13 protein-coding genes are annotated in these 15,107 nt (G+C 74.6%); 7 read left to right on the top strand and 6 right to left on the bottom strand.

Annotated features, from left to right (window positions below; translation table 11 throughout):
- Nucleotides 1–37 precede the first annotated feature (37 nt).
- Nucleotides 38–2,383: a putative bifunctional diguanylate cyclase/phosphodiesterase gene (locus tag ACQEVZ_RS14675; RefSeq protein WP_433366515.1), complete on the top strand. Its 2,346-nt coding sequence runs from the start codon at nucleotides 38–40 to the stop codon at nucleotides 2,381–2,383.
- Nucleotides 2,380–4,209: a diguanylate cyclase domain-containing protein gene (locus ACQEVZ_RS14680; protein ID WP_433366518.1), complete on the top strand. Its 1,830-nt coding sequence runs from the start codon at nucleotides 2,380–2,382 to the stop codon at nucleotides 4,207–4,209. The genes ACQEVZ_RS14675 and ACQEVZ_RS14680 overlap by 4 nt, the downstream gene beginning before the upstream one ends.
- On the opposite strand, the gene ACQEVZ_RS14685 is transcribed toward ACQEVZ_RS14680, so the two are convergent.
- Entirely contained in the window at nucleotides 4,188–4,391 is a 204-nt protein-coding gene (locus ACQEVZ_RS14685; RefSeq protein WP_344502661.1) for a hypothetical protein, read from the bottom strand. The genes ACQEVZ_RS14680 and ACQEVZ_RS14685 overlap by 22 nt on opposite strands.
- A gap of 151 nt (nucleotides 4,392–4,542) precedes the next feature.
- Between ACQEVZ_RS14685 and ACQEVZ_RS14690 the strand changes: the two genes are divergently transcribed.
- Nucleotides 4,543–5,409: an aldo/keto reductase gene (locus ACQEVZ_RS14690; protein WP_433366522.1), complete on the top strand. Its 867-nt coding sequence runs from the start codon at nucleotides 4,543–4,545 to the stop codon at nucleotides 5,407–5,409.
- Nucleotides 5,410–5,433: 24 nt separating this feature from the next.
- Here the strand turns inward: ACQEVZ_RS14690 and ACQEVZ_RS14695 are convergent, their stop codons facing one another.
- From ACQEVZ_RS14695 to ACQEVZ_RS14705, 3 genes are read right to left on the bottom strand one after another with little or no spacing between them, the layout of a single operon-like run.
- Nucleotides 5,434–6,705 (bottom strand): aldehyde dehydrogenase family protein, encoded by a 1,272-nt coding sequence (locus ACQEVZ_RS14695; protein ID WP_433366525.1) that lies wholly within the window; start codon nucleotides 6,703–6,705, stop codon nucleotides 5,434–5,436.
- Between the two features lie 48 nt (nucleotides 6,706–6,753).
- Nucleotides 6,754–7,608, bottom strand: a complete 855-nt coding sequence (locus tag ACQEVZ_RS14700) for a class I SAM-dependent methyltransferase (RefSeq protein ID WP_433366528.1) — start codon at nucleotides 7,606–7,608, stop codon at nucleotides 6,754–6,756.
- Nucleotides 7,605–8,867 (bottom strand): glycosyltransferase 87 family protein, encoded by a 1,263-nt coding sequence (locus tag ACQEVZ_RS14705; RefSeq protein WP_433366531.1) that lies wholly within the window; start codon nucleotides 8,865–8,867, stop codon nucleotides 7,605–7,607. The genes ACQEVZ_RS14700 and ACQEVZ_RS14705 overlap by 4 nt, the downstream gene beginning before the upstream one ends.
- Nucleotides 8,868–9,150: 283 nt before the next feature.
- Between ACQEVZ_RS14705 and ACQEVZ_RS14710 the strand changes: the two genes are divergently transcribed.
- A complete protein-coding gene (locus ACQEVZ_RS14710; RefSeq protein ID WP_433366534.1) occupies nucleotides 9,151–10,653 on the top strand; it encodes a diguanylate cyclase domain-containing protein in 1,503 nt (500 codons plus the stop codon).
- A 9-nt stretch (nucleotides 10,654–10,662) separates the two neighbouring features.
- Nucleotides 10,663–11,877 (top strand): RNA polymerase sigma factor, encoded by a 1,215-nt coding sequence (locus ACQEVZ_RS14715; protein ID WP_344502668.1) that lies wholly within the window; start codon nucleotides 10,663–10,665, stop codon nucleotides 11,875–11,877.
- Here the strand turns inward: ACQEVZ_RS14715 and ACQEVZ_RS14720 are convergent.
- Complete coding sequence (locus tag ACQEVZ_RS14720; protein ID WP_344502806.1) at nucleotides 11,858–12,208, bottom strand: MarR family winged helix-turn-helix transcriptional regulator; 351 nt, start codon at nucleotides 12,206–12,208, stop codon at nucleotides 11,858–11,860. The genes ACQEVZ_RS14715 and ACQEVZ_RS14720 overlap by 20 nt on opposite strands.
- A gap of 154 nt (nucleotides 12,209–12,362) precedes the next feature.
- Between ACQEVZ_RS14720 and ACQEVZ_RS14725 the strand changes: the two genes are divergently transcribed.
- Nucleotides 12,363–14,150: an ABC transporter ATP-binding protein gene (locus ACQEVZ_RS14725; protein WP_433366537.1), complete on the top strand. Its 1,788-nt coding sequence runs from the start codon at nucleotides 12,363–12,365 to the stop codon at nucleotides 14,148–14,150.
- Between the two features lie 52 nt (nucleotides 14,151–14,202).
- Nucleotides 14,203–14,442, top strand: a complete 240-nt coding sequence (locus tag ACQEVZ_RS14730) for a hypothetical protein (RefSeq protein ID WP_344502670.1) — start codon at nucleotides 14,203–14,205, stop codon at nucleotides 14,440–14,442.
- 298 nt (nucleotides 14,443–14,740) lie between these two features.
- Here ACQEVZ_RS14730 and ACQEVZ_RS14735 read toward each other — a convergent pair whose 3' ends face one another.
- Nucleotides 14,741–15,106, bottom strand: coding sequence for a DoxX family protein (locus ACQEVZ_RS14735; RefSeq protein ID WP_433366541.1), 366 nt, complete (start codon nucleotides 15,104–15,106; stop codon nucleotides 14,741–14,743).
- Nucleotide 15,107: the final 1 nt, after the last annotated feature.

Here is a 15,107-nt window from a genome sequence, read left to right on the forward strand (position 1 = left end):
GCACTCGACGTAACCCGATCACCGAGCGGAGGCGCGCGTGCACACGACGAGATGGGCGCTGCTCACCGCCGGTGCGGCCGGGATCGCCGCATCGGCGGTGACCGACGGCCGGCTCGGGCGGGTGATCTGGCTGCTCACCTCGCTCGTGTGCGCGTCGCCCCTGCTCGCGCGCATGTGGCGGGAGCGCGCCCGGGCACGCGGGCCGTGGCGGCTGGTCGCGGCCGGGTTCGCGGTCCGGCTCGGCGCCGACCTGGCATGGGGCGCCGAAGGGCTGAGCAAGGGCACGGTCCCGTTCCCGTCCTGGAACGACATCGGCTACCTGGCGTCCTATGGCCTGCTGATCGCCGGCCTGATCCGCGCGGCGGGCGGGCGGGCCCGCACCGCCCTGCTGGACGCGTCGATCATCGCGGCCGGGCTGGCGCTCGTCGACTGGATGATGCTGCTGCACCCGTACCTGCACCACGCCGACCCGGGCGGGCCGGGCGCGACGGCGCTGGCGCTGCTGTACCCGGTGTGCGACCTGGTGCTGTTCGCGGCCGGGGTGCGGGTGCTGTTCGCCGGCGCGATGCGCGACCCGGCGAACCGGCTCGTGCTGCTGACCCTGGGCCTGCTGCTGGCGGCGAACTTCATCTTCTTCGCGCACGCCGCGACCGGCGCGACCCGGTCGGTGGCGCTGCTGGACAACGTGCTGTGGCTGCTGTCGTACCTGGCGCTGGGCCTCGCCGCCCTGCCGCGGCACCGGCCGGAAAAGCAACCGCAGGAGCGGCAGACGCAGGAGCGGCAGCCGCAGGTGGACTCCGAGGTGGCCTCCCACCCCCGGATCCTCATGTTCGCCGGCGCCGCGGTGATCGGGCCGGTCGCGTTCGTCGTGCAGCGGGGCACCGCCGGCAACGACCACCTGTACGTGCCGGCGCTGCTGTCCGCCGCCCTGTCGCTGCTGCTGGTGCTGCGCCTCGGCGGCCTGGCCAGGGTCGCGCAGCGGCGCTCCGGCGAGCTCGACGCGCACGCGGGCGAGCTGGAGCGGCGCGGGCGGGAGCTGTCCGACGCGCTGGTGGAGCGCGAGGCGCTGGAGCACCAGCTGCGGCACGGCGCCCTGCACGACCCGACGACCGGCCTGGCCAACCGGGCGCTGCTGACCCAGCGGATGGAGTGGGCGCTGACCCGGGCCGAGCAGGGCCGGCACGCGCTGATCCTGCTGGACCTGGACCGGTTCACCGACGTCAACGACGCGCACGGGCACGCCTTCGGCGACGAGGTCCTCGTCGCGGTCACCGCCCTCCTGCGGCAGCTCGCCGCGCCCTCGGACACGCTCGCGCGGCTCGGCGGCGACGAGTTCGCGCTGTTCGTCGAGGACGTCGAGCAGCTGCGGGCCGCGCACCTCGCCGAGCACCTGCGGGCGGAGCTCAAGGCGCCGCTCACCGTCGGCGGGCGGACGGTGCATCTGACGGCGAGCCTCGGGCTGGTGCACCTCGCGGCGAAGGCCGCGCCCCGCGACGCGGTGGCCGACGCCGAGCTGGCGCTGCGGGCGGCGAAGCGCTCCGGGCGGGACCGGGTCAGCGTGTACCGGCCGGAGCTGCGCACGGCCCGCGAGACGTTCACCCGCATCAGCGCCGGGCTGCGGCACGCGATCGACCGCGGCGAGCTGGCCGTGCACTACCAGCCGGTGGTGGAGCTGCCGTCGGCGCGGATCGTGGCGGTCGAGGCGCTGCTGCGCTGGACGCCGGCGGGCGGGCCGGTGCCGCCGCTGGACTTCATCCCCGTCGCCGAGGAGACCGGGATGATCGTGCCGATCGGCGCGTGGGTCCTGGACCAGGCGTGCCGGGACGCGAAGGCGTGGCACGACCGGCACGGCGCGTCGCTGACGGTGAACGTGTCGGTGCGGCAGCTCGCCGAGCCCGGCTTCGCCGAGCAGGTGCTGCGGACCCTCGCCCGGACCGGGCTGCCGGCGTCCGCGCTCGTCCTGGAGATCACCGAGTCGGTGTTCGTCGGTGTCGCCGACGACGCGGCGCCGCTGCTCGCCGCCCTCGACGGGCTGCGCGAGCACGGGATCCGGGTCGCGATCGACGACTTCGGCACCGGGTACTCGTCGCTGTCGTACCTCACCCAGCTGCCCGTCGACATCCTGAAGATCGACCGGTCGTTCGTGCCGGCGGACCCCGCCGACGCCGCGGGCGGCGACCACGCGTTCACCCGCGCGGTGCTGCAGCTGGGCACCAGCCGGCAGCTGCCCGCGATCGCGGAGGGCATCGAGACCCAGGAGCAGGCGCGGCTGCTGCACGACCTCGGCTGCCGGCTCGCGCAGGGCTACCACTTCGCCAAGCCGGGGCCGGTCGCGCACGTCGAGGCCGCGTTCCTGCGTCTCAATCCGGCGCTGACCCCGTGATCGGGCACCTGCGGCGCGACCGTGTCCTGCTCGCGATCGCCGCGGCCGCGGTGGTCGTCGTCGGCTGCCTGCTGACCGGCGCCGGCGGGGTCCGGCTGTTCTGGACCGTGCTGCCGGTGTCCGACCTGCTGATCTGGGTGTTCGCGCGGCGGGTCGCGGCGCTGCCACAGCTGCCGGGGGACGCGCGCCGGTTCTGGCGGCAGGCGGCGAACGCCGCGGTGTTCTTCGTCGCCGGCGACCTCAGCCAGACCGTCGTCGCGTGGACGCACCCGGGGCCGGCGGCGGCGGTGCCGAACTCGTTCCAGGCCGTGGCGATCCTCGCCGGTGCCGGCTGGCTCATCTGGGTCATGCTCAGCCACCCGGCGCCCCTGACGACGCCGCGGTTCTGGCTGGACGCCGGGTCGGTGATGATCGGCGCCGTGGTGCTCATCTGGCTGCTGCTCCTGCCGCAGGCCGGCGGCTCCCCGGTCGCGCTGCTGCTCGGCACCGTGATCATCGCGTTCGCCGGGTTCGCGGCGGTGAAGGTGGTGCTCAGCGGCAACGCGCCGCTGAGCGTGCTGGCGGCGGCGCCGATGGTGGCCGCGGCCGTGATCCAGGGGTTCGTCGGATCGCTCGTCACCGCCGACGGCCGGCACCTGCGGCTGCTGCTGGCAGCGCAGGTGCTGCCGGCGCTGCTGCTCGCCGTCGCGCCGCGGCTGCAGGAGCACTCGGTGCGGCTGGACCAGCGGTCCACGCAGCGGACCCGGCGGCCCTACAGCCTGCTGCCGTACACGACCCTCGCCGGGCTCTTCGCGGCGCTGCCGGTCGTGCTGCGCGACGGGCTCGGCCCCGACGTGTGGCTGCTGCTCGGCGGTCTCGCCGCGACCACCGTCCTGGTCGTGACCCGGCAGCTGCTGGCGTTCCGGGAGAACGCGGCGCTGCTCGCGGAGCTCGGCGCGCAGCAGGAACGCTTCCGGTCGCTGCTGGCCCACTCGACCGACATCACCTCGGTCGTCGACGCCACCGGCGCGCTCACCTACGTGACCCCGGCGACGGAGCGCCTGCTGGGCAAGTCACCCGCGGCGGTGCTCGGCACGACCGTCATGTCGCACGTGCACCCCGACGACCTGCCGGCGTTCGCGGCGGCGATGGACACGCTGCGGGCCGCCCCGAACGCGTCGGTGAGCTACCAGGTGCGGTACGCGCACGCCGACGGCTCGTGGCGGTGGCTGGACGTCGTGAGCCGCAACCTGCTGCACCTGCCGAGCGTCGGCGGCTACGTCAGCAACGCCCGCGACGCCACGCAGGCCCGGCTGCTGCAGGACGAGCTGCGGCACCAGGCGACCCACGACGGACTGACGGGCCTGGCGAACCGGGCGCTGTTCGACGCGCGGCTCGCCGCCGCGGCGGCGCCCTCCCCCGACAACACGGCAGGCAACACGGCCGGCAACACGGTCGCGGCGGTGCTCCTCGTCGACCTCGACGACTTCAAGATGATCAACGACACCCACGGGCACCACGCCGGGGACGCGGTGCTCGTGGCGGTCGCGGAGCGGCTCGCCGCCAGCGTGCCGGCCGACGGGACGGCGGCCCGCATCGGCGGCGACGAGTTCGCGGTGCTGCTGCCGGGCTCCGGCGCGCGGGCCGCCGAGGCCGTCGCCCGCAGGTTCCTGGACCTGCTGGACGTGCCGGTGCCCGTGCAGGGCCACCGGCTGCTGGTGCGGGCGAGCGTCGGCGTCGTCGACGGCGACCCGCGGGCCGCGGAAGCGCTGCTGCGGCGCGCCGACGCCCGCATGTACGCGGTGAAGCGCGAGACCCGCCTGGCTCAGATGTCTTCGTCGAGCTGAGTCGCCCGGCGCGGCTCGCGGACCAGCTGGCCGGTCGAGTCGACCGCGCCGTCGTCGATGCGCCCGCCGCGCTGCTCGTGCACGGCGCGGCTCTGCGCCTGTTCGTACTCGCGCCGCGCGGCCGCCCTGGCCTGGCCCTCGGGGCTGTCGGGATCCACCCCGGTCGGGTCCTGTGCGTTCATGACATCACTCCCAGCGGTCGGCGTGACTCCCAGCGGTTGGCGTGAGGAGGGTCACCTTACCCATACCTCTCCGCGCTAATCCAGCCGTACTCCGCCACAGCGCTACGTTTGGACGGTTGCCTGCCATACCGTTCTGAGGAGAGCCATCCGCATGTCAGAGCAGACCAGCGTGCACGCCGCGGCGGCGGCCGGGACCATCGACCTCGGCGGTGACCTGACCGTCAACCGGCTCGGCTTCGGCGCCATGCGCGTCACCGGCACCGGCATCTGGGGCGACCCGCCGAGCCGCGCCGACGCGGTGGCGGTGCTGCGCCGCGCCGTGGAGCTCGGCGTCAACTTCATCGACACCGCCGACTCCTACGGGCCCGACGTGAGCGAGGAGCTGATCGCGGAGGCGCTGCACCCCTACGCCGACGACCTCGTGATCGCCACGAAGGGCGGCCTGGAGCGGCCGGGGCCCGGCGAGTGGACGTCGAACGGCGACCCCGCGCACCTGCGCCGCGCGCTCGACGGGAGCCTCCGGAAGCTCCGGCTGGAGCAGATCCCGCTGTACCAGTTCCACCGGCCGGACCCGAACGTGCCGTTCGAGGACTCGGTCGGCGCGCTGGTCGAGCTCAAGGACGCCGGCAAGATCCGCCACATCGGCCTGTCGAACGTGACGGAGGAGCAGCTGCGGGTAGCGCAGCGGCTGACCCCCGTCGTCTCGATCCAGAACCGCTACAACGTCGACGACCGCGGCTCCGAGTCGCTGGTCGACCTGTGCGAGCAGGAGAGCATCGTGTTCCTGCCGTGGGCGCCGATCCAGAACCTCGACGGGGTGACGGCGGTGGAGGAGATCGCCGCGCGGTACGGCATCACGACCCGGCAGCTCGTGCTCGCGTGGCTGCTCGCCCGGTCGCCGGCGATGCTGCCGATCCCGGGGACGGGGTCGGTGGCGCACCTGGAGTCGAACGTGGCGGCGGCGTCGGTCGCGCTGACCCCGTCCGAGGTCGCGACGATCACCGCCGCCACGTCCTGAGGCCCGAGACGCTCCGCTGGCCGCTCACGCGCTGACGTCGCCCGCCCGGTCGGCGGGCACGACCACGTACTGGCGCAGCGACAGGTCGCGGAAGGTCACCGGACCGCGCGGCCCCGGCACCCGGTCGATGTTGATGCCCGTCTCCGGCAGCGCGAGGAGCTTGAACCCGTCGAGGAGGCGGGTGGTCGCGTTCCAGAAGGCGCCGGTGCCGGCGTAGGCGGCGAGGAACTCCCGTGCGGCGGCGGTGGATTCGGTGACGATCCCCGCCGCCAGCCCGGACGTCTCGTCGTTGGCGATGCGGGCCGCCTCCTGGACGCCGGAGACCGGGGCGATCGTGACGGTCGCCTCGCCGGCGGAGTCGAGGGCCCACTCGTAGCCGAGGGCGTGGCTGTGCGGCGGCAGCGACGCGGCGATCGCCGGGGTGCGGGCGGCGAGCGCGTCGACGACGCCGGGGACGGTCGCGTCCCAGATCGTCTGGTGGACCAGCAGCAGGTTGAGCCGGTTGCACACGCCGAGCCGGTCGAGGCCCGCGTCGATGAGCGCGGCCGCCTTGGCCGGGTCGGCGGCCTCGTCGAGGTAGAGGACGCCGCCGCCGTCGGCGTGGGCGAGGGTGCGCACGCCGTGCAGGGCGGCGCGCTCGGCGAGGCTGCGGGTGCTGTCGCCGCTGCCCCGGAGGATGACGAGCGGGATGAGGCCGGGCTGCGACACGAGCGCCTCGGCGCTGTCGCGGCCCTTCGCCCGCACCAGCTGCACGGCGGCGGGGTCGAGGCCGGCCTCGGCGAGGGCGGGCGCGACGACGGCGTCCATGAGCGCGACCGCGGACGCCAGGGCCGCGGAGCCGGTCCGCAGCACCCCCGCGTTCTGCGACTTGACCAGCTGCGACGCGACGTCGACGGTCACGTTCGGACGGGCCTCGTAGTTTGCGCCGATGACCCCGACGGGCCGGCGCCACTCCTGCAGGACCAGGCCGCCGTCGAGGGTGCGGATGGTGCGCTGCGCCGGCTCGGCCTCGACCCCGGCGAGGATGTCGAGCTGGGCCGCCATCGCGGTCAGCCGGGCCTCGTCGAGCTTCAGCCGGTCCAGCAGCCCGCCGCTCATCCCGCCGGCCCGCGCCGCCGCCTGGTCCTCCTGGTTGGCGGCGAGGATCGCCTCGCGGGCGCCGCCGCCGAGGCGGCGGGCCATGCCGCGCAGCGCCTCGTCGATCGTCTTGGCCGGCGCCGCGGCGAGTGACGGCGCGGCGGCCCGGGCGGCGCGGGCAGCCTCGGAAACGGCCTCGGACGACGGCGAAGCGGACACGCGGCACTCCCGGGGAACGACGACTGGTGAAGCCCAGATTCTAGAGCGTCACCGTTTCCGGGCCTGGAGGGTGTACGTCTGCGGCAGCCGCCACGGCCGGTCGGTGAGGCGGTGTTCGCCGTGCTCGTCGGCGGTGGTGCGGCCGGGCAGGGCGTCCCACGGCGCGCTGTCGTGCTCCCGCAGCATGGTGAGGTCCAGGCCGGCGTCCATGACGGCGGTGACGATCTCGCCGAGGCCGTGGTTCCACTGGTGGGTGGTCGTGTTCTGGAAGACGGTGTCGGTCTCGACGTAGGTGCCGTCCTCGTCCCACACGAGGGGGTCCTCCCGTTCGAAGTACGCCTGGTCGATCGCGAGGAGACCGTCGGGGCGGGTCTCGTCGACGGCCCACAGCATCGGGTGGCCCTCGCGGATGAACAGCCGGCCGCCGGGCTTCAGCAGCGCGGCGACGACCCCGGCCCAGCGGCGGACGTCCGGGAGCCAGCAGAGCGCGCCGATGCCGGTGTACACGAGGTCGAAGGCGCCCGGTTCGAGCACCCGCGGCGCGTCGTACACGTCGGCCTCGACGTAACCGACGTCCGCCCCGGTCGCGGCGGCCAGGGCGCGGGCCTCGGCGAGCGACGCGCCGGAGAAGTCGAGGCCGGTGACCGCCGCGCCGAGGCGGTGCAGCGACAGCGTGTCGGTGCCGATGTGGCACTGCAGGTGCACGGCGCGCAGGCCGCGGATGTCGCCGAGCCGCGGCAGGTCGAAGCGGACGACGTCGCTGAGGAAGGCGGGGTCGTCGAGGAACCGCTGCCGGGAGTAGCCGGGCGACGCGGCGTGGGCGGGGGCCCGCTCGTCCCACTGGGCGCGGTTCAGGTGCAGGTATTCGGAGGCTGCCGAGAGGGCGCGACTGGGCTGATTCACACGGTCGAACCTGCCACGCCCGCCGGCGCCCCGACAGCGGTTTTCCCCAGCCGCAACCACACCGCCGCGAGGACCAGCAGAGCGACGCTGACCAGGGTGTACGTGTCGCCGACCAGCCGTTGCACGCCGTGCCAGGTCGCGGGGTCCTCGATGTCGGGCAGATGCCACAGCAGGCCGCGCGGGGCGGCGATCCGGTCGCCGCGGCCCTGCATCGGCCAGGCGAGGAAGGCCATCGCGAGCAGCCCGGGCAGCCCCGCGGCGAGCCAACGCAGCCGGGCGGGGACCTGCGCCACGACGGCGGCGGTCGCGACCAGCACCGGCACGATCCAGGCGTAGTGGTACGTCCACGACACCGGCGAGACGAGCAGGCCGGTGAGCGCGGTGCAGGCGACGCCGGCCAGCTCCTCGCCGCGGAGGTGGGCGGTGCGGGCGACGGCGAACCCGAGGACCCCGACGACGGCGGCCAGGGCGTAGTAGACGGCGGTCGAGCCGGTCCAGCGTTCGGCGAGGGTGTGCAGCGACTGGTCCAGCGACCCCCCGAGCGCGCTGTCCTGCGTGACCCGGCCGGAGCTGGCGAACATGCCGGTGAACCAGTACTGGGCCGAGTCGCGCCCGTCGGTGGCGAAGCCGAGCAGCGTCAGCGCGGTGAACGTCCCGGTGGCCGTCGCGGCGGCCCGGAACCGGCGGGTGACCAGCAGGTACACGATGAAGATCCCGGGCACGAGCTTGGCCGCGGTCGCCACCCCGACGGCCACACCCCGCAGCCGGTGCCCGTCCGGCAGCGCGAAGTCGGCGAGGACGAGCAGCACCAGGATCATGTTGATCTGGCCGTCGTTGAGGTTCGCCTGGACGGGCTCCAGCCACAGGGCGCCGGCGGCGAGGGCGAGCGCGGCGCCGGCGACGCCGGGCCCGCCGCGCAGCCCGGCCATCCGGAGGCTGAGCAGGCAGACCCCGACGAGCGAGGCGACGGTCAGCGCGTTGAGCGCGACGAGGGCGTGGGCGCTGCCGAGCCGGGACAGCGCGTCGAAGGCGAGCAGCGTCACCGGCGGGTAGGTGAACGGCCAGTGCCCGGCGGTGAACGCCAGGTCGTAGACGTGCGCGTGGTGCCGGAACGCGGCGCCGGCCTGCACGTACACCTCGATGTCGCGGTCGTCCAGCTGCGGGCCCTCGATCCTGGCCACCTGCAGGTAGCTGGCCAGCGACACGACGAACGCCAGGGCCCCCGGCAGGGCCAGCCAGTTCGGGACGTTGCGCTGCACGGCCGCAGCGTCCCACACCGGGGTGCCGCCGCGACGCGGCCCAACGGACGGGATCCGCGGGTCGGCCGGGCGTCCGCGGCCAGCCGTCCGGCCGGTCCCGGCGTCACCGTTCCGAGTGTCTGGGTGCGTCCGGGTGCGTCCGGGTGCGTCCGGGAGGTGGATCATCCGTCCCGCTCACCCCGGTCGATGGTACGGATATGAACCGTGCCACGTTTCGCGCGGTTCCGGCCCGCCGCGCCGATAGGACAGCGTCGGACCGGTGACGCGACGGGAGGTGTGGCGCATGCGTTCGCGTGAGACCGTGGTCGTCGCCGTCCTCACCGCCGCCCTGCTCGTCGTCGTGCTCCAGCACCCCGGTGCCTCGTACACCGGCTGGGCGACGTGCGTGATGACCTTCGGTGTCGGGCTGCGCTGGCTCCAGTCGGCGGTGCCGGCGCGCGGGCGGATGCGGATCGGGCTGCGGCTGCTCGCCGCCGGGTTCATGGTCTGGTCCGGCGGTCAGCTGGCGTGGCTGGCCGACGCGCCGCAACTGGCGACGGCGACGTTCAACACGGCGATGCTGCTGATGGCGGCCGGCGCGGCGTGGATGGCGGCGACCCGCCGCCTCGGCTCGGTCCGCGCCGTCCTCGACGGGCTCATCATGGCCACCAGCCTGTGCTTCATCAGCTGGGCCGTCGCGCTCGGGCCGCTGTACCGGGCGAGCGACGGCGGGACGGCCGCGTTCAGCGCCGCCACGTACCCGCTCGGCGACGTGCTCATCGGCAGCATCACCCTGCTGATGCTGTACGAGACCCGCGGACCCCGCCGCCGTTCGGTGGCGATCGCGGCGGCCGGGCTGCTGACCGTGTTCGCCGCCGACACCGCCTACGCCTCGCAGGTGTTCGCCGGCACGTACCGGCCCGGCGGCCTCACCGACCTCGGCTGGTTCCTCGGCTTCGCGATCGTCGGGATCGGCGCGCCCCGGGCCGACGAGATCGACGGCACCGTCTCCATGGTCACCGAGGAGCGGACCTGGGACCACCTGCCGTACCTGCCGTTCGGGGCGGCGCTGTGCGTGGGCGTCGGCGAGCTCGCGCTGCGCGGCGGCCGCGTCGACGGCGTGCTGTTCCTGCTCATGATCCTGATGACGGTGCTGATCCTGGTCCGGCAGGTCCTCGCGCTGCGCGACAACCGGCTGCTCAACCGGCGCCTCGCGGAGCTCGTCGACGACCTGCGCCACCGCGCCTACCACGACCCGCTGACCGGCCTGCCCAACCGGGCGCTGCTGCTGGACACCCTGGAGCGGCGGCTGGAGACGGGCCGGCCGGTGGCGCTGCTGTACGTGGACCTCGACGGCTTCAAGCCCGTCAACGACACCCACGGCCACGAGGCCGGCGACCGGGTCCTCGCCACGATCGCGGCGCGGCTCGCCGGATGCGCCGGCGACGAGGTCGTGGCGAGGCTGGGCGGCGACGAGTTCGCGCTGCTCGTCCCGCCGGCCGCCGCCGAGGACCTGGCGGCGGCCGTGATCGCCGCCGTCGGCGTCCCCGTCCCCATACCCGGCCCCATGCCCGGTCACGGCACCACGGTCATCACCGGGGCGGGCGGCGGCAGCCCCGATCCGGCCGCCACGGTCACCGTCGGGGCGAGCGTCGGGATCGCCGTGGGCGGCACCGGGGCCGGCGACCTGATGCGCCACGCGGACGTCGCCATGTACGCGGCGAAGCTCCGCGGACGCAACCGTGCGGTCACGTTCACGCCGCGGCTCGAACCCATGGCGCCGCTGACGACGGCGTCTGCCGCATAATCGGCGGTCATGGACGTTCGCGACACGGTCGAGGCGGTCTTCCGGATCGAGTCGGCCCGGCTCGTCGCCGGGCTGGCCAGGATCGTGCGCGACGTCGGCCTCGCCGAGGAGCTCGCCCAGGACGCGCTGGTCATCGCCCTGGAGCAGTGGCCGGTGCGCGGCGTGCCCGACGACCCCGGCCCGTGGCTGATGGCGACGGCGAAGCACCGCGCCGTCGACGCGCTGCGGCGCCGCGCCAACCACGACCGCAAGCTCGCCGTCATCGGCGTCACCGACGTGACCCTCGACGAGGAGCCCGACGTCGACGACCACGTGCGCGACGACCTGCTCCGCCTCATCCTGACCGCCTGCCACCCGGCGCTGACCACCGAGTCGCAGGTGGCGCTGATCCTGCGGACGCTGGGCGGGCTCAGTACCGCCGCCATCGCCCGCTCCTTCCTGACCACCGAGGCGACCGTGTCGCAGCGGATCCTGCGGGCCAAGCGGGCCCTCACCGGCGTCGCGTTCGAGCTGCCCGCCCCCGCGGAGCTGCCGGCCCGCCTGACCGCCGCCCTCGGCGTGATCTACCTGATCTTCAACGAGGGCTACTCGGCGTCCGCCGGCGACGACTGGGCCCGCCCGCAGCTGTGCGAGGAGGCGATCCGGCTCGGCCGGGTCATGGCCGGGCTGCTGCCGTCGGAGCCGGAGGTGCACGGGCTGTGCGCCCTCATGGAGCTGCAGGCCGCCCGGATCCCGGCGAGGACGGCGGCGGACGGCTCGCCGGTGCTGCTCATGGACCAGGACCGGCGGCGGTGGGACCGGCTGCTGATCCGCCGCGGGCTGGCGGCGCTGTCGGCGGCGGAGACCCTCGGCACGCTCGGGCCCTACGGGCTGCAGGCCGCGATCGCCGCCTGCCACGCCAGGGCGCCGCGCCCCGCGGACACCGACTGGGACCGCATCGTCGCCCTGTACCGGCTGCTCGCTCACGTCGCGCCGTCCGCCGTGGTACGGCTGAACCTCGCCGTCGCGGTCGGCATGGCCTCCGGCCCGTCGGCGGGGCTGGCCCTGCTCGACGAGCTCGACGGCGCCCTGGCGAACTACCCCTACCTGCCGGCGGCCCGCGGCGACCTGCTCGAGCGCCTCGGCCGCCACGAGGAGGCCCGGGCCGAGTTCGCCCGGGCGGCGGCCCTGACCCGCAACGAGCGCGAGCGGAGCCTGTTCCTGGCTAGGGCCTCAGCGTCCTGAGGATCCGCCCGAGGGTCTCGCGGTCCTCGGCGTCGAGGCCGGCGAAGAAGCGCTCGGCCTCGGCGTGCCGGGCGGCGCGGATCGCCTCGGCGGTCGCCTGCCCGGCGTCGGTGAGCGCGACCAGGGTGGCGCGCCGGTCCGCCGGGTCGGGGCGCCGCTCGACCAGGCCGCGCTCCTGCAGCCCGTCGACGACCTCGGTGGTCGAGCGCGGCGCGATCCGCAGGTGGTCGGACAGCTCGCTCAGGCGCATGACGCCGTGCCGCATGAGCACCGCCACCGCGCGCGACTGCCCGGGCGTGATCCCGATCGGCTCGAGGGTCTCGTGCGTCATGTGCCGCAGGCGGCGGGCCACGCTCCAGAACACCTCGGCGAGACTCTCGTCACCGGACCGGTCGGCATCTTTCACGGGAATACGGTAGCAGGGGTTGGTGTTGCTGCCTCATAGTGAGGTAACCTCACCATTACCCGAAAGAAAGCGAGCCCCCTTGGAACCCCAGCACCGGACCCGGCCGCCGCGCGAGATCAGCACCGCTGACAAGGCCCGCGCCAAGAACGTCTCCCTGACCCGCATCGGCCGCCTCTTCACCGCGCACCGCGGCCCCCTCGCCACGGTCGTCGCCATCATCGTCGTCTCCTCCGCGCTCGGCGGGGCGACCCCGTTCCTGCTCCGCGAGGTCATCGACGTCGCGCTCCCCCGGCGCGACACCACGCTGCTCGCCTGGCTCGTCGCCGGCATGGTCGGCGTCGCCGCCGTCACCTCCGCGCTCGGCGTCGTGCAGACCTGGATCTCGACCAAGGTCGGCCAGCAGGTCATGCACCGGCTGCGCACCGACGTGTTCACCCATCTGCAGCGCCAGTCCGTCGGGTTCTTCACCCGCACCCGCACCGGCGAGGTGCAGTCCCGCATCACCAACGACATCGGCGGCATGCAGAGCGTCGTCACCTCGACCGCGACCTCGGTCGCGTCCAACCTGACCACCACCGTCGCCACCGCGGTCGCCATGGCCGCGCTGTCGTGGCGGCTGTCGCTGGTCTCCCTCATCGTGCTGCCCCCTGCGGTCTACGTGACCCGCAAGGTCGCCGGGATGCGCCGCGACATCACCGCGCAGCGCCAGCGGGAGCTCGCCGACCTCAACGTCACCATCGAGGAAGGCCTCTCCGTCAGCGGCGTGCGCCTCAGCAAGACCATGGGCGCCGGCGCCGCCGTCGTGGACCGGTTCACCGCCTCCTCGACCCGGCTCATCGACCTGGAGCTGCGCTCCGAGCTCGCCGGCCGCTGGCGGATGGCGTCCATGAACATCATCTTCGCGGCGATCCCCGCCGTCATCTACCTCAGCGCCGGCCTGCCGCTGACCGCCGGCTCGCTGAGCATCGGCACGCTGGTCGCGTTCACCGCGCTGCAGTCCGCGCTCTTCCGGCCGCTCATGGGCCTGCTCGGGGTCAGCGTCTCCATCACCAGCAGCCTGGCGCTCTTCGCGCGGATCTTCGAATACCTCGACCTGCCCGTCGAGGTCGACGACCCCGCCGACCCGGTGCCGCTGCCCCGCGCCAGCACCCGCGGCCACCTGCGCTTCGAGGACGTCACCTTCACGTACCCGGGCAGCGACGCCGCCGCCGTCGCCGGGGTCAGCCTCGACGTGCCCGCCGGCACCTCCCTCGCCCTCGTCGGCGAGACCGGCTCCGGCAAGAGCACGATCGCGTCGCTCATCGCCCGCCTGCACGACCCCACCGGCGGCCGGATCACCATCGACGGCGTCGACCTGCGCGACGTCCGCCTCGCCGACCTCGCGGCGGTCGTCGGCGTCGTCAGCCAGGAGACGTACCTGCTGCACACCACCATCCGCGAGAACCTGCGCTACGCGAAGCCCGGCGCCACCGACCTCGAGGTCGTCGAGGCGGCGAAGGCCGCGCAGATCCACGACCTCATCACCCGCCTCCCCGACGGCTACGACACCATGGTCGGCTCCCGCGGCTACCGCTTCTCCGGCGGCGAGCAGCAGCGCATCGCGATCGCCCGCACCCTGCTGCGCGACCCGCGCATCCTCGTGCTCGACGAGGCCACCAGCGCCCTGGACACCGAGACCGAGCGCGCCGTCCAGCGCGCCTTCGACACCCTCGCCGAGGGCCGCACCACGATCACCATCGCCCACCGCCTCTCCACCGTCCGCGCCGCCGACCAGATCCTCGTCGTCGACCACGGCCGCGTCGTCGAGCGCGGCACCCACACCACCCTCCTCCAGGCCGACGGCCACTACGCCGCCCTCGCCGCATAATTCGGTGACATCCCCGATGCGCGCACCGCCCCGGCGGGCGCACATTGGAGGCATGGGTCGATTCCTCGCAGCGGCCGCCGCCGTCATCGTCGGGCTGTTCGTCGTCGGCGCGCTCGCCATCTGGCTGTTCAAGGTGCTCATGAGCGTCGCGTTCTACCTCATCGTCGGCGCGGCCGTGGTCGGCGGAGGCATCTGGCTCTACAACAAGGCCCGCCGCGGCCTCAGCAGCGGCGGCCGCAACCAGCGCCGCATCGAGGCCTTCCTCGCCACCCGCCGCGGCCGCATCCGCTGACACCCGCCGCACGCCGGTGCGCGCCGCCGCTCCGCTGGGTGCGCCCTCACCGACGCGCGGCTTGTGCCGCCCCGCATCCGCCTGCTCCCGATGTACGGCCTGGGTCGCCGCGCGGCCGAGCCCTGTCCGCCACGCGGCCTCGGGCCGCCAGAACCCCCGGCTCTGACCCGGCGCAGGGTCGGGTCGCCGCCCGGCCGGGGGCTGGCCGATACGCAGGCTCGGGCCGCCACGCGGCCGGGGCCGGTCGACGCGCAGGGCTCAGGCCACCACGCAGCCGGGCCGGCCGACGCGCGGGGTGCTAGCCGACGTGCAGGGTCGGGTCGAGTGCCAGGGTCGTCGCGGCGAGGGCGAGGAAGCCGATCGCCAGGGCGAACTGGGCGGACAGGTCGGCGGCCCGCAGGTGCGTGTACACGGCGCAGACGAAGAACAGCACGAGGCCCGCGGCCGCGGCGGTGCCCAGCACCGCGGGACCGGCGAGACCGGCGAGCAGCCCCGCGGCTCCGGCGAGCTTCAGCACGCCGATCGGGAACGTCAGCCACGACACCGGCACGCCCGCGGCCGCCATGCCCGGCAGGATCGGCCTGAAGCGCAGCACCGCACAGGTGCCGGAGAACAGGTTCGCCGCGGCCGTGACCAGGGCGACCGTGACGTATGCGGCGCTCATG

Origin of the sequence: Dactylosporangium sp. CA-152071 (genome assembly GCF_050936335.1) — a bacterium.
Taxonomy (GTDB): domain Bacteria; phylum Actinomycetota; class Actinomycetes; order Mycobacteriales; family Micromonosporaceae; genus Dactylosporangium; species Dactylosporangium maewongense.

Bases quoted from the DNA above. Each gene is read 5' to 3' on its own strand.
- ACQEVZ_RS14685 (WP_344502661.1), bottom strand. From the start codon at position 4,391: ATGAACGCACAGGACCCGACCGGGGTGGATCCCGACAGCCCCGAGGGC.
- ACQEVZ_RS14690 (WP_433366522.1), top strand. From the start codon at position 4,543: ATGTCAGAGCAGACCAGCGTGCACGCCGCGGCGGCGGCCGGGACCATC.
- ACQEVZ_RS14710 (WP_433366534.1), top strand. From the start codon at position 9,151: ATGCGTTCGCGTGAGACCGTGGTCGTCGCCGTCCTCACCGCCGCCCTG.
- ACQEVZ_RS14715 (WP_344502668.1), top strand. From the start codon at position 10,663: ATGGACGTTCGCGACACGGTCGAGGCGGTCTTCCGGATCGAGTCGGCC.
- ACQEVZ_RS14720 (WP_344502806.1), bottom strand. From the start codon at position 12,208: ATGACGCACGAGACCCTCGAGCCGATCGGGATCACGCCCGGGCAGTCG.
- ACQEVZ_RS14730 (WP_344502670.1), top strand. From the start codon at position 14,203: ATGGGTCGATTCCTCGCAGCGGCCGCCGCCGTCATCGTCGGGCTGTTC.
- ACQEVZ_RS14735 (WP_433366541.1), bottom strand. From the start codon at position 15,106: ATGAGCGCCGCATACGTCACGGTCGCCCTGGTCACGGCCGCGGCGAAC.